Below are 13,511 nucleotides of genomic sequence, written 5' to 3'. Positions count from 1 at the left end.
TGCGTCAGCCACTGAAGATAATTGGTTGCATGAGTGCTTGTGTGATGCGGTAAGGGAGATCCACCGGGTCATCGAGGACGGTGACGACTACCCTAGTTGGCCGGCTGTCATACCAAAACCGCATCGCGCCGTTTTGAAGAGGCGGCATGGTCTCCGCGATCGGCTCGAGGCGTATCACACTGCAGTGCTCGGATTGTCAGCGGAAGAGCGCAGCGAACTGCTTGATGCGCTGGAGAGTCAGAACGATATTGCCGGCTTGCTTTGCGGTGCGTGTCAGACGAAAACCTTAGATGAGCTTCCCGAGGCAGCCCGTGATCCCGTGCTGGAGCTGTTTCGTTTTGCGTTCACGCTCCTCACAGATCTTGGAGTGCGGGATAAACAGTACGAAAAGATCTATTTTGGTGCAGTTGAGCACCTTTGCCCGTTCTGTGGAACCGAGTATTTCGACGCTCCTGGTGCGGTTCGCGAAGCGCTAGATCACTATTTGGCGGAAAGCCGATACGGTTTCGCCGCCACGAATCTACGCAATCTCGTGCCCATGGGGCACAAGTGCAACTCCGGTTATAAGCTCGCGTCTGATCTGTTGCGTCGGGCGGATGGTTCTCGGCGAGTCGCGTTCAATCCGTATGATCACGCGAGCATCAGTGTTTCGCTCGATGCTAGCGATCCTTTTGACGGCGATCTGCCGCACACACCGCGATGGGATATCCAGTTCACGCCGGACTCGCCAGAAGTGTCGACCTGGGACGAGGTTTTCTCGGTGCGCGAGCGATATGCACGTGATCACTTGAACCCGTCATTCCGGAGCTGGTTGAGTCTGTTCGCGAAGACCGCGCGACGGGATGGCGTCCAGGCAGACTCAAACGAGGCAGTGATCTCCGTGCTCGGCCGTCTTGAGAACGGGTTTCTAGACGCCGGAATGCAGGATCGAGCCTTCCTGAAGAGTGCGGTGTTTCGAATGCTGCGCCTCCATTGTGAGGCCGATCACACTCGCTTATTGAGTTTGCTCGGGGACCTAATTTCGCCCCCTGCGGAAGTCTGACCCTGCCTCTTCAGCAGCGAAGTATGGTCCTCAGCTGCTGGCACATTGCTGGCACGAAAAAGCCGGCACTAGGCCGGCTTCTCGTAAGTCTTTGATTTCGTGGTGGAGCGGAGGAGGATCGAACTCCCGACCTTCGCATTGCGAACGCGACGCTCTCCCAGCTGAGCTACCGCCCCATGAGCCGGATTCTAGCGGCAGGAAAGGGCGGCTGCCAAGGCGGGGCGTCTGAGATGGGAAACGTAAGCCTGGCCTGGGTTCGAGCGGCTCCAAGCCTTCGATGCGGATGATCCTCACCCGAACACGGTTTTCGGTCCCGTCCTAACGTGGCACTTACAGCCACTTACGGGACCACGCCCCAATGAGAACCGCCCTCACTAAGCGCATCGTCGCAGCCGCCCAGCCCCAGACGCGACCCTACGAGCTCCGTGACACCCTAGTGCGGGGTCTGATCCTTCGCGTCCAGCCGTCGGGATATAAAGCCTGGATCATCGAATGGACGCGGGGTAAGCGTCGAACCCTTGGGGCGTTCGGGCATCTGACCCTCGATCAAGCCCGGGCCCATGCCCAGCAGACAGCAGCTGAGTACATCCAGCAGGGGCTGCCCAGCATCGCCAAGACCAAGCCCATCAGCTGCACGCTGGACGCGTTCCTGACTGATCGCTACGCCCCCTGGGCCCGGGTCGAGTTGAAACGCGGCCAGTGCTACGTCGAGCGCATCCAAGTCGTGTTTGCTGGGATGCTCGAAACGCCCCTCACAGACTTCAACGCCGCCCTGATCGACAGCTGGTGGCGGGATCGACTGACCACGAAGACTGCCAAGACCTCATTGCCCCCGACCAAGGCAACTGCAGCGCGCGATCTGGCATGCCTGCGATCCGCTCTGACTAAGGCCGTGGACTGGGGATTGCTGGAGCGGAACCCGCTGCTTGGGCTGCGTCAGAAGTCGGTTCAGTCCCGGAAGGTCATTCGCTACCTCTCGCCCGACGAGGAAACTCGACTGCGGGCAGCCCTGCAGCGTCGGGACGGTTACATGGTCGCCGCCCGCGCTTCGGGCAATCACTGGCGGGCTATCCGCGGCGAGACGCTGTATCCGGATCTGTCCGCCGGCAGCTATGGCGACCACCTGACTCCGGTAGTGCTGCTGGCAATGAACACCGGGTTGCGCAGGGGCGAACTGCTGTCGTTGGCCTGGGCAGACGTCGACCTGGAAGCGCGCATGCTCACCATCCGCGCTGAGAACGCGAAGAGCGGTCGCCAGCGTCACGTCCCGTTGAATACCGAGGCGCAAGCTGTACTTGCGCAGTGGGGCGCACAGACGGGCAGGGCGGGGCGGGTGTTCGACGTGGCAGACGTCAAGACTGCGTGGGGCGGACTGCTAGAGGCAGCATGCATCACAGCGTTCCGCTTCCATGACCTACGACATCACTTCGCAAGCAAGCTAGTGCGCGCTGGCGTCGATCTGAACACCGTGCGTGAACTACTAGGTCACGCAGACATCGCTATGACACTGCGGTATTCGCACCTGGCTCCCGATGGGTTGGCTGCGGCAGTGGCGAAGCTCGCTGCATGAGGTGACAGTCGCCGCGATGGGTATAGCTGCACCGAGCCAGCAACACGCCTGTCTGTGTGGTTGGGCATTGATGTTACTGATCGACTCGACGCTTGCCCTGGCGCGAAAGGTTGCGTGCTGTTAGGTTCTGCAGCGCGCGTCGTGGACAGGGTGACGAGTAAGCGCTGCGGGTCGCATTGCGAAGCGGCATAGGGTGCTCGCAGAAGTCGGGATTGCTCGCGCCCGCTAGTGCGGGCGGTGTTCATCATGGTGGGGTCGGGCGCGGACGCCTCGCGGCGCTCCACGTCTGGTGGAGCTAATGCGTGACCCGAGGGAACAATGGTTTCCAGGCGGCGGCGCCAGCCCGTGACGGACTATGGAGCATGGGAAGCGTGTTGTTCGGACAGTTTGTGGGAAACACAACCATCAGCCCCATTCCGCCGTAACCGAGCGGGCTCTGCTTGTAGATGCGCTTCCCTATGTCGACGCAAAGCGACTTTGCGCGATCAAAGTCATCCACCGAGGCCCACCCGCGGCGATCTTCGGAAAACGCGTAACTGTCCTCAGAAAGCACCTCACAAGGGCGGAAATCAATGTTGTCATGCCGCAACTTCTGAAGGCCATCGAGCACGTACTTCTGGCCTGATCGAGTGGCAACTAGTGAGATAATCCGCACCGGAGTTTGCAGGCTTACACTGCCCTGGTTCTCGGCCAAGAACTTCTCGGTGTTCGCGAGAAGTGATTTTCCCGTCCCGACCAGATCATCGACAATTACAATTACATCCGCAGCCCCACCGCCTGACATATGGCGTTTCATTCGCCTATCAAACTCGCCCGGCGGGAAGATGCATTCGCCCGAGATCATGTTCGCCTCTGCGAATATTGATGCGCAACTTGGTCCGCTCTTACCTTCGCCGTCAACATAAGTCACGATTACGTTCTGGCGACGGTCCGACCGCTTCCTGATCACAAACTCCGGCAAGGGCTGCAGAAAGCTAAACGCCTGTTCCAGCATCTCGCGCATCCGGCTATCCGTGAAAAGGCGAACCCGCTTGATTAGTTCGAATAGTAGGCGCTGATCCTTCAAGCTACTCACCTGCTGAAGCCAGGCCTTTACTTCTTCGCTCCCCACGTGACGGCCGCGGTAGGTGGGCCAGGATTGCACGAGGCGAGCGATCTCCTCAGAGCGAACCGATGCTTCCATCTCCTCGCGCACTGCCATGCTGGCAAGCTCCGCAGTGAGCGAATTCGCTGCAAGTTGATTCGCTCCGACGTCGACAAGCCATTGCTCGAAGATTGGTAACCTGAAGAGAAAGAGCCCTCCACTCTCTGAGAGCACATCTCGCCTAACGAAGTCGCGGAGCACCGTCGCTGTGTCCGACTCCGAAAGATCGCTGGAGCTCCGGCTTTCGAAGATGTTTGAAAGCGTGGTCGGTAATCCCAGTTGGGTGCATCTGGCGAGAGCTACTAGACCCCTAATTCTGAGGAGAATGTCGGGTTCTCTCTCGGCCATTGGCTTTGGAATCCCGTCCTGCCAAAGATGGGCAAACGAGTTGGCGCCAAGCGTCGAAATATGCGTCTGTGCTACACGTTCGATCTCGCGCGCCGTAACATCAGTGTCGCGCGTGTGGACGGCGGCCTCTAATGTCTGCGAGCAGACGATCTTAGCGAAGTAGGGATTGCCGTTGGAGATGTTGAAAATTGCACCAATGGAGTCCTCATGCCAGCTAAGGACGTCTCCAGTCGGTGCTTCTACCATCAGTCGGAAATCAACCCACTCCCTTTCTCGGTCGTAGTAACTCAAATTTATCCGTGAAAAGTTGTTGAGCTTTTGGCCCTGTCGCTCCATCACAAACGGCATGTTTTCGCCGCCTACGAGTACGATGCTAACGTTCTTACAGCGTGATAGCGCCCGCAAGTTTGCAAAGAATGTTTCGGCCAGGTTGCCTTGGAGATACAGCTCTTGGTGAATCTCATCAAACTCATCGACCACGATGACAAATCGGCGTGCTGAGTCGATTTGGTGAGCGGTATCGAAGAGCTTAGATAGGCCAGATAGGGAGCCTGTCAATTCAATGCGCGGGCCATCGCGCAGCAATGGGATCGAAGACCTCACCAATTCCTCGATCTCACGTCCAAGCGCCTCCAGGGAGCTTCGCGGATCCTCATGCGCGAAACTTCCCCATAGGTTATAGGAGGACACAATCGTGAGGCCAGGTGAGTGACTTTTGGCGAATTCAATGCATGCGAGCGCAAGTGAAGTCTTGCCTACGCGTTTCTGGCCCGTGATGTAGAAGGACTCCATCGGAAAGCGGAGGAGCTTGGCGGCTAGAGACCTAACCTTCTCGTGACGACCTACAAAATTCTCCCCCTCCACCGGGTCGCTGCTGTAGGGCTGCCAATACTCCTTCGAGGCCCAATCAACATCTGAGGCTTGCCCCAATATTTCAGCCTCAAAAGCGATTGAGCGCTCCGCTGATTCGCCTATCTCACCCCACTCCAACAGCATTGTTAGGCAAACCGATGTCGCTGGTTTGACCATGCGGAGATCGATTGCCACCGCGAACTCCCCCGGAGGAATATTTCCGAGGTGGATCACCTTGTTCGACACGTCGACAACGTCCGCGTCCGAAGCTGTCGTAACCCTCACGGAGGTCGCCAATCCCGGCCCAAGATTGGAAAACGGAACCAGGATCTGAAGATCTCGAGATGATTCGTGAAGCGGATACTTCTTCTGCAATGCGGAGTTAAATCCTGCACGCAATGCCGTAGTGAATCGCCCCTTACTCGCCTGCACAAAACAGTCGAGGGCCGCCGTGACCGAGCTCAGGAATGGCCCAAGGTAGTCTAGAGCAAGGAACGTTCCATTCTCCTTTGCGGCCTTCCAACCACGATCTATGGCCGCCTTGCACGCCTCAATGTCATTGAGCAACGACGGGCCTGTTGCCTGGACATTCTTCAAATTGAAGAAGACTTCCTCGACGGTCGCCTTGACCATCTGGGCGTCAAATGCTGCACAGTAGGTGCGGACGACGCTGTGATTGAGGGCGCCAAGTATGGGCTTCTTACTGTTGAGCCCAGCGTCGATATCGGAGAACGCAGTCCGCAACGGCGCGAGGATCTTGCAAACTGCACCGTGGGTCACCGCACGTAGGCCGGAAGCAGCGAGCGCCCGCAAGGGCTCCTGGCGCGATCTGAAGCCCTGCTTGTGGTTATCTCTGTGTCGGTGAACTCATGGAGGGTAGGCGCCTGGGCCTGTAGTCAGCACTCACTGCCCCAGGCGCCCTGCTGTTGGGTGCGTAGCGGTAAGTCGGACGCGACTTAGAAAACGAACCTGACCCCTGTTTTCCGAGAAGGAAGAGCAAACAATAGATACGCACGAGGTTAAGGTCTATAACGACAGCGGAAAGATATGCTCGATGGAGCTGAGCCGCGAAGCGAGGTCTGAGTGATGAAGGGATCTAAGCTTGGTTGGAAGATTCTGGGGCTGATTTTGTTTGGTTGTTCGTTGATTCTCCTGATTCCACAAGAGGTGTCGGATATAAATGATCCGCCCGACGCTGTTCGGCCAAAGGTAATTGCAGCGGTGGTGTTCGGAATGAGTAGGGCAGTGAATGCTTGGTCCAAGACGACTCCGGTTGTTCAATCGCTTGTGGAGTTCCTGCTGTTTGCACTGTTTGTGTCAGTGCTGGTGATTCAGGGGCCCTAGATGAGGGGGCGAGGGGTCGAGGGGAGAAATTTACCCGTTGATTTTGGCCGGCCCCTGGGCTCTTCCGGTGTGTGTTGGGTCAGTGCTTCAGGAAGCGCTCGCTGCCCCAGCGCGCTGCTGATGTGTGCAGGTGGGTGTCATGTGTTGCGAACGTCATCCCGGAAGGCCTGCCACTTACGAAAACACCCGCACATGGCGGGTGTTTGAGGATGTCCTTTGCCCGAGAGGCGACTTCGCTTCGATCAAGCAGCCCCGAAGAGGCATTGCGAAGGCGAGGGCCGGCTACCAAGTAAGGTCCAAGGTTTCGGATCGAGCCGCGCGGCGATCGTGTCGTCCCGGCAGGCATGCCACTTACGAAAACACCCGCGCGTGGCGGGTGTTTCAGAATGTCCTTGTTCCGATAGGCGAATTCGCTTCGATCAATCTGTCCAAAAGAGGCATTGCGAACGCGACGCTCTCCCAGCTGAGCTACCGCCCCACGTACGTCCGAAGTCTAGCGAGGGATTGTGCTCGTGCCAACCGGGTCCCGGGTGTCCCCATTTGGCGCCCAGGCCTCAGTCCTGCCCCGCTAGCAGCGGCCCAATCCCCGCCTCCAGCGCCTCACGGCGCCAGCCCGACAGCGCATCCGGCCACTCACCGCGATCCAGCAGCGCCTCCAGCCACCGCCGCGAGGCGAGCACGCCATCCGGCAATCCAAGCTCGGCACTGCGTGCGGCCACCGCATCCTGCAACTTGCGCAACCGCTGCTTGTCGCGGTTGTCGCCCTGGTTGGCGTCGGGTGCGTCGGCTTCATCCGGCAGCGGCGTATTCAAGGCAGCCCACACCGCATCGCCCAGCTTGCGCGGTGCCTTCGGGTGCGCGTCGAGATCGCGCTGCAAGCCGGCGCGGTCCATCGGCGGGTTGCGGGCAAGGTTGACGGCCAGTTCGTTGTCGAGGATCCAGGTGCGCGGGCGGTCGTTGTCGCGCGCGTAGGTGTCGCGCCAGCGCAGCAGGCGCAACAGGCGCAGCTGTGCGTCGCGCTCGAGGAACTGGGCGCTGCGCATGGTCGCGTGAGGCCAGCGTTCCGGACCTTCGTTCTCGGCGTTGATCACCGTGCGTGCGGCGTCTTCGGCCAGCCATTCGCTGCGACCCAGCTCCTGCAGACGATGCTGTAGCTGGTCGTGCATCTCGAACAGGTGACGCACGTCGTCGGCGGCGTACTCGAGCTGGGCCGGCGACAGTGGGCGGCGCAACCAGTCCGAGCGTGTCTCGCCCTTGGCCAGGGTGACGCCGGTCAACTGTTCCACCAGTTTCTGGTAACCCAGGCCGGCGCCGATGCCGGCCAGCGCGGCCGCCAGCTGCGTGTCGAACAGCGGCTTGGGCACCACGCCGCAGGAATGACGGAAGGCCACCAGGTCTTCGCTGGGGCTGTGCATCACCTTGACGATGGATTCGTCGGCGAGGATCGGCGTCAGCGCGGCGAGGATGCCGGGCGCGAGCGGGTCCACCAGCAGGATCTCGGGCTCGTCGTCGCCGCGCTCGATCGAGATCTGCACCAGCGCCAGTTGCGGCCAGAAGGTGCGTTCGCGGATGAACTCGGTGTCCAGTCCGATCCGCGCCGGCGGCGTAGCAAAGTGGGCGCGCAGGGCGGCGGGGTCGGTGATCCAGGCGGCAGGCATGTGGGGATGGTAAGCGGGGAAGGGGGTGGCGAGGTTGCCGGGGCGGGCGACAATAGCCTACTTTCGACGCACCCAAGTGTCCCGGCATGAGGCGAGGAGGACGATTGCGCGCACCGTTGTTGGCTTTCGCCGCCATGCTGGCTGTGATGTCGGGCTGTTCGCGCGAGCCGTCCGGCTCGTCCCGCGAAGCCGCCGGCGCACGCGCGCCGATCGTGACCATCAGTGCCGACCAGGCGGTGTCGCCGGTGCCGCCGTGGCGCGCGCCGGCGGTCGAGGTCAATGAAACCAACTTCAAGGAGCTCAAGGCCGACGCCGCCGAGGCCCTGAAGGAAGAGCGCCTGTTCGGCAGCGCCGCCGATGCGATCCCGCTGTACCTCGCCCTGGGCCGGTTTGCGCCGGACGATGCCGCGGTACAGGCGGGGATGCGCCGCGCCATGACCAGTCTGCTCGGCAAGGGCAACGAAGCGCTCGCGGCGATCGACCGCGATCCGCTGTCGCTGCGCCGCGCGCACGAGGTTGCCGCGGTCGCGCGTGCCGTCGCGCCGGACGATGCCAAGGTGGTTGCCTACCTGGCGCGCCTGGACAAGTCCGACCAGGCGCAGGAAGCCAATCGCCTCGGCGAGGAAGCGCTCAATGCCGGTCGCCTCGGCGTCGATGGTGGCGACGACACGGCGCTGGCGTATTTCCACGAGGCGCTGGAATTGCGCCCGGGCGACCAGCGCGCCAACCAGGGCATCGCCGCGGTCGAGAGCGCGTTGATTCGACGCGCCGAGGTCGCCGCCGACCATGACGACTACGAAGGCGCCCAGCGCGAACTCGACATCGCGGCGAAGGTGCGCCCCGGCTTTTCCAGCGTCGACGATGCCCGCGCTCGCGTGGCGATGCAGCGCATCGTCCGCGTCAACGCGTTGCGCGATGCCGGCATCACCGTGCTGACCCGCAATGCCAGCGTCGATGAAGCGCGGCGACTGCTGGCCGTGATGCTGCGGATCGCCCCGGCCGGCGACCCGGCCGCGCGCGAGCTGCGCGAACGAATCGACCTGGCCACGCATTACGGCCTGTTCCGCCCCGGGCAGACCTTCACCGACGCGATGCAGGGCGGTGGCCGCGGGCCGCAACTGGTGGTGATCCCGCACGGCGCCTTCCGCATGGGCGCGCCGGAGGGCGAGATCGATTCCAGCGATGCCGAACGGCCTCTGCGCAACATCCGTTTCGAGCGTGGCCTTGCCATGTCGCGCACGGAGATTACCGTTGGCGAGTTCCGCCGTTTCATGGCCGCGAGCAAGCACCGTGCGCGCGCCACCCGGCGCGGCTATTCCAACGCCTACGACGAGCGCAGCGGCAACTTCGTGCGCCGCGGCAACGTCGACTGGCAGTCCGACTACGCCGGCAATCCGGCCCGCGACGACCTGCCGGTGGTCCACATCAGCGCCAAGGATGCGATCGCCTACGCCGAGTGGTTGTCGGCGCAGACCGGGCAGCGTTACCGGCTGCCGAGCGAGGCCGAGTTCGAATACGCGGTGCGCGCCGGCAACGCCCGGCGCTATCCGTGGGGCGATGGCACGCCGCCGGTGCGCACGGGCAACTTCACCGGCGCCCTGGACGTGTCGCCGAGCGGTCGCCGCTGGAACAACGCGTTCGCCGGCTACGGCGATGGCGCCTGGGGGCCGGCGCCCGTAGGCAGCTACCGCGCCAATGCATTCGGTGTGCAGGACCTGGGCGGTAACGTCAGCGAGTGGGTCGCCGACTGCTGGCACGACACCTACCGGCGCGCACCGCGCGACGGCGCGGCCTGGCTCAACCCCGGATGCCGTTCAAGAGTGGTGCGCGGCGGTTCCTGGGCGAGTTCGCCGGCGCAGACGCGTTCGGCATGGCGGCAGGGCAACGACGGCAATGTGACAAGCGGGCGCGTCGGATTCCGGGTGGTGCGCGAAATCTGAACGGGGACCTCACGTCTGTCGACTTAAAATGCACGGATCCAGGACGGACCAGGAGGCAGCGATGAGGATAGATCCCATGGGTGGTGCGCGACAGCAGGGCCGCCCGCGGCGCGGCTTCGGCGGCATGCGCTGGTGGATCCTGATCCTGTTTGCGGGTTACGCCGCCTGGCAGTGGTTCGGCAGCGCCAAGGTCGACCCCTACACCGGCGAGACCGCGCACTACGGCACCACCGCCGAAGAAGAAGTGCAGCTAGGTGCGCAGGCCTTCCAGCAAGTGCTGGGCGATGCCAATGCGCAGGGCGCACTGTTGCCCGCCAATGCCCAGGTCAGTCAGCAGATCCGCGAGATCGCGCAGCGGCTGATCGCGCGCGTGCCGCAGGTGACCGCGGCACTGGCCGCGCAGAACAAGCAGGAAGTGCCGGTCGACCACCAGGCCTTCCAGTGGGACGTCGCGGTGATCCAGTCCGACCAGGTCAACGCGTTTTGCCTGCCGGGCGGCAAGATGGCGGTCTACACCGGCTTGCTGCCGGTGGCGAAGAACGCCGACGCGATGGCGGTGGTGATGGGCCACGAGATCGCCCACGCGCTGTTGCGCCACGGCTCGCAGCGCATGGCGCAGCAGAAGCTGGTGCAGATGGGGCAGATGGCCGCCGGCATGGCGATGGGCGGAATGGACCCGGGCCAGCAGCAGGCGATCATGGCGGCGCTGGGCGCCGGCGCGCAGTACGGCCTGATCCTGCCCTACGGTCGTAATCACGAGACCCAGGCCGACAAGGTCGGGCTGATGCTGGCGGCGGCGGCCTGCTACAACCCGCAGGAAGCGATCCCGCTGTGGCAGCGCATGTCCGAGCTGGAGGGTGGCGCGCGTCCGCCGGAGTTCGCCTCGACGCATCCGGACCCGGCCAATCGTATCCAGGTGTTGCAGTCGCTGATGCCGCAGGCGGAGCAGTTCCGCGCGCAATACTGCAAGTAGGAGCGAGCTTGCTCGCGAAAGCTCTGCCCGGAAACGCATCCGGCGGGCTTCTCGCGAGCAAGCTCGCTCCTACAACGGCAAAGGCATCAGCGCTTGGTGTCGGCCTTGGGCTTGCTGCTGCTGTTGGCAGCGCCCGGCGGATTCGGAGTCTGGCCAACCGTGCTCGACAGGTTGCGCTGGAACTCGTTCCACATCGCCAGGTTGCGCTCGGTGAGCTGGTTCATCAGCGCCCACGGCGTCTGGCCGAGGATGCCGCCCATCTGGTTGCGGAACTGCTGCTGCTGGTCGAGGAAGACCTGCATAGAGCGTTCCAGGTAGCTGCCCATGAACCCCTGCAGCGAGTCCCCATAGAAGCGGATGATCTGGCTCAGCAGCTGCGTCGACAGGACCGGTTCGCCGTCCTGCTCGTGCTCGGCAATGATCTGCAGCAGCACCTGGCGGGTGAGGTCGTCGCCGCTGCGAGCGTCGCGCACCTCGAACTCCTCGCCGTCGACGATGAGCTGGCGCACGTCCTCAATGGTGATGTAACTGGAAATCTCGGTGTCGTAGAGCCGGCGGTTCGGATACTTCTTGATGACGCGCATCGATGCCATGGAGCATTGGCTCTAAATCGTGGTGCTTCGCAGCATGGCGCACGCCGGCAGGGCTTGCAACAGGTGTCATGCGGTCAGCGGCATGAATGGGGGGCGTCGTGGTAGGAGCGAGCTTGCTCGCGATCGCCGGTCTGCGCGCGGCAACCGGACCGGGCGGTCGCGAGCAAGCTCGCTCCTACAAGGGGGCCGGGGCGTCACCAGCCCATGTGGTGGCCGCCGTTGATGTCGAGGTTGGAGCCGGTGATCCAGGCCGCCTCTTCGGCGACCAGGAACGACACCGCGTAGGCGATCTCGTTCGGCGTGCCCAGGCGCCCGGTCGGGATCTCGGCGACGATCTTGGCGCGAACTTCTTCCGGCACCGACATCACCATGTCGGTCGCCACGTAACCCGGCGACACCGTGTTGACGGTGATGCCGAAGCGGGCGTTCTCGCGCGCCAGCGAAATGGTGAAGCCGTGCATGCCGGCCTTGGCCGCGGCGTAGTTGGCCTGGCCGTACTGGCCCTTGAGGCCGTTGATCGAGCTGATCTGCACGATCCGGCCCCATTTGCGCTCGCGCATGCCTTCGATCACCGGACGGGTGACGTTGAAGCAGGAGTTGAGGTTGGTGCCAATCACCTCGTTCCATTGCATCGGCGTCATGCGGTGGAAGGTCGAGTCGCGGGTGATGCCGGCGTTGTTGACCAGCACCTCGATCGGGCCGAGGTCGCGTTCGATCTGTTCGATCAGGGCCTGTGCCTGCTCGGGCGAGGACACGTCGCCGGGGGCGAGCGCGACCTCGACGCCGGCGGCGCGCATCTTCTCCTGCCAGGCGCGCGCGCGCTCTTCGTCACGGTAGTTGGTGGCGACCCGATGACCCGTCTGCGCCAGGCGCTGGATGATCGAACTGCCGATGCCACCGGTACCGCCGGTGACCAGGGCTACGCGTGACTGCATGGGGTCGTCTCCTTGGGTTGCCGGCGCCGGGGTGCGGCCGGTCGATTGGATTCTAGGGGTTTGATTGCGACGGCAATGTGCGCTCGCGAATCGGGCGATATCCAGGTCAATCGCCGTTCTCCGCGTCCAGTCCGGCCATGGTGACCGAGGCAAATGACAACTCGCGCGCATCGACCGTCTGTGCCGGGATCGCGGCGGGCACGAAGGCGGCGACCGAGCGCGCGAGCAGGTCGGGGAGGTGGTCGCAATCGGCGAGCACGGACGGATCCTGGCCCAGCCGCTGCCAGGCCGCGCGAAGGCCCGCCAGCGGGCGCTCGCGATCCACCGGCTGGGAAGCGTCGGATTTGGACAGCTTGCGTCCGTCCGGCCCGAGCACCAGTGGCAGGTGCGCGTACCGCGGCGTCGACAGGCCGAGCGCTTTTTGCAGCAGGATCTGCCGCGGGGTCGAGTCGAGCAGGTCGGCGCCGCGGACGATGTCGGTGATGCCCTGGTCGGCATCGTCGACCACCACGGCCAGCTGGTAGGCCCAGTAGCCGTCGGCGCGACGCAGCACGAAGTCGCCGACGCTGCGCGCCACGTCCTGGCGGTAGTGGCCAACGACGAGGTCGTCGAAGGCCACGACACTGCCGTCGGGGACGCGCAGGCGAACTGCCGGGTCGGGGCGCGGCGGCCGCGCCACGCAGGCGCGGTGCACGCCCGCGGCGACGGCCAGGTCGGTGCGGCTGCAATGGCAGTGGAAGGCACGATCGCGCTCGAGCAGGCGGCTGAGTGCGGCCTGGTAGAGAGAGCCACGCCGGCTTTGCCAGACCACGTCCTCGTCGGCGTGCAGACCGAATGCGGACAGCGTCTCGAGTTGCCGCCGGGCGGCCCCGGCCACCTCGCGCGGCGGGTCCAGGTCCTCGACCCGGACCAGCCAGCGACCACCGGCCTGGCGTGCCAGCAGCCAGCTGCCAAATGCCGCCAGCAGCGAGCCGAAATGCAGGTCGCCGGTGGGCGAGGGTGCAAAGCGGCCGCGGTAGGGGGCAGGCGTCGGGGACACTGCGGGCTCGTCTGGCAAAGCGGGCGTACGTGGTTTCACTTGAATTCAACGCCAGCGTGCCACATTTTCCATT

Annotated in this window: 10 protein-coding genes and 1 tRNA gene; 5 read left to right on the top strand and 6 right to left on the bottom strand. The window is 63.4% G+C overall.

All coding sequences use genetic code 11. From position 1 onward, the window contains the following. Positions 1-184: 184 nt before the first annotated feature. Complete coding sequence (locus AC3A3Q_RS02340) at positions 185-1,042, top strand: hypothetical protein (protein ID WP_487584708.1); 858 nt, start codon at positions 185-187, stop codon at positions 1,040-1,042. Positions 1,043-1,142: 100 nt separating this feature from the next. Here the strand turns inward: AC3A3Q_RS02340 and AC3A3Q_RS02335 are convergent. Beyond that, positions 1,143-1,218 (bottom strand) — tRNA-Ala (locus tag AC3A3Q_RS02335). Between the two features lie 182 nt (positions 1,219-1,400). Between AC3A3Q_RS02335 and AC3A3Q_RS02330 the strand changes: the two genes are divergently transcribed. Beyond that, a complete protein-coding gene (locus tag AC3A3Q_RS02330) occupies positions 1,401-2,612 on the top strand; it encodes a site-specific integrase (protein WP_487584707.1) in 1,212 nt (403 codons plus the stop codon). 295 nt (positions 2,613-2,907) lie between these two features. Here the strand turns inward: AC3A3Q_RS02330 and AC3A3Q_RS02325 are convergent, their stop codons facing one another. Beyond that, entirely contained in the window at positions 2,908-5,769 is a 2,862-nt protein-coding gene (locus AC3A3Q_RS02325; RefSeq protein ID WP_487584706.1) for a phosphoribosyltransferase-like protein, read from the bottom strand. Positions 5,770-6,042: 273 nt separating this feature from the next. Between AC3A3Q_RS02325 and AC3A3Q_RS02320 the strand changes: the two genes are divergently transcribed. Next, a complete protein-coding gene (locus AC3A3Q_RS02320) occupies positions 6,043-6,300 on the top strand; it encodes a hypothetical protein (protein WP_487584705.1) in 258 nt (85 codons plus the stop codon). Positions 6,301-6,854: 554 nt separating this feature from the next. Here AC3A3Q_RS02320 and rnd read toward each other — a convergent pair. Continuing rightward, on the bottom strand, positions 6,855-7,958 hold the full coding sequence (gene rnd / locus AC3A3Q_RS02315) for a ribonuclease D (RefSeq protein ID WP_487584704.1): 1,104 nt from the start codon (positions 7,956-7,958) through the stop codon (positions 6,855-6,857). Positions 7,959-8,044: 86 nt separating this feature from the next. Between rnd and AC3A3Q_RS02310 the strand changes: the two genes are divergently transcribed. Together AC3A3Q_RS02310 and AC3A3Q_RS02305 are read left to right on the top strand one after the other, a co-directional pair. Then, complete coding sequence (locus tag AC3A3Q_RS02310) at positions 8,045-9,898, top strand: SUMF1/EgtB/PvdO family nonheme iron enzyme (RefSeq protein WP_487584703.1); 1,854 nt, start codon at positions 8,045-8,047, stop codon at positions 9,896-9,898. Positions 9,899-9,959: 61 nt separating this feature from the next. Next, entirely contained in the window at positions 9,960-10,871 is a 912-nt protein-coding gene (locus AC3A3Q_RS02305) for a M48 family metallopeptidase (RefSeq protein ID WP_200604659.1), read from the top strand. An 86-nt stretch (positions 10,872-10,957) separates the two neighbouring features. On the opposite strand, the gene phaR is transcribed toward AC3A3Q_RS02305, so the two are convergent. The 3 genes from phaR to gluQRS form a co-directional block, all read right to left on the bottom strand. After that, positions 10,958-11,464, bottom strand: a complete 507-nt coding sequence (gene phaR / locus AC3A3Q_RS02300; protein WP_487584702.1) for a polyhydroxyalkanoate synthesis repressor PhaR — start codon at positions 11,462-11,464, stop codon at positions 10,958-10,960. Positions 11,465-11,658: 194 nt separating this feature from the next. Then, entirely contained in the window at positions 11,659-12,399 is a 741-nt protein-coding gene (gene phbB / locus AC3A3Q_RS02295; RefSeq protein WP_487584701.1) for an acetoacetyl-CoA reductase, read from the bottom strand. Positions 12,400-12,505: 106 nt separating this feature from the next. Beyond that, complete coding sequence (gene gluQRS, locus AC3A3Q_RS02290) at positions 12,506-13,438, bottom strand: tRNA glutamyl-Q(34) synthetase GluQRS (RefSeq protein WP_487584700.1); 933 nt, start codon at positions 13,436-13,438, stop codon at positions 12,506-12,508. Between the last annotated feature and the right edge of the window lie 73 nt (positions 13,439-13,511).

Source organism: Lysobacter sp. Soil_C_59, assembly GCF_057656415.1.
Note: the sequence above shows the minus strand (reverse complement) of the source record. Positions and strands in the feature narration are given on the sequence as shown.

What these genes read in the sequence shown, in the direction of transcription:
- AC3A3Q_RS02310 (WP_487584703.1), top strand. Translation starts at nt 8,045, where the DNA reads ATGAGGCGAGGAGGACGATTGCGCGCACCGTTGTTGGCTTTCGCCGCC.
- rnd (WP_487584704.1), bottom strand. Translation starts at nt 7,958, where the DNA reads ATGCCTGCCGCCTGGATCACCGACCCCGCCGCCCTGCGCGCCCACTTT.
- AC3A3Q_RS02305 (WP_200604659.1), top strand. Translation starts at nt 9,960, where the DNA reads ATGAGGATAGATCCCATGGGTGGTGCGCGACAGCAGGGCCGCCCGCGG.
- phaR (WP_487584702.1), bottom strand. Translation starts at nt 11,464, where the DNA reads ATGGCATCGATGCGCGTCATCAAGAAGTATCCGAACCGCCGGCTCTAC.
- AC3A3Q_RS02330 (WP_487584707.1), top strand. Translation starts at nt 1,401, where the DNA reads ATGAGAACCGCCCTCACTAAGCGCATCGTCGCAGCCGCCCAGCCCCAG.
- AC3A3Q_RS02320 (WP_487584705.1), top strand. Translation starts at nt 6,043, where the DNA reads ATGAAGGGATCTAAGCTTGGTTGGAAGATTCTGGGGCTGATTTTGTTT.
- phbB (WP_487584701.1), bottom strand. Translation starts at nt 12,399, where the DNA reads ATGCAGTCACGCGTAGCCCTGGTCACCGGCGGTACCGGTGGCATCGGC.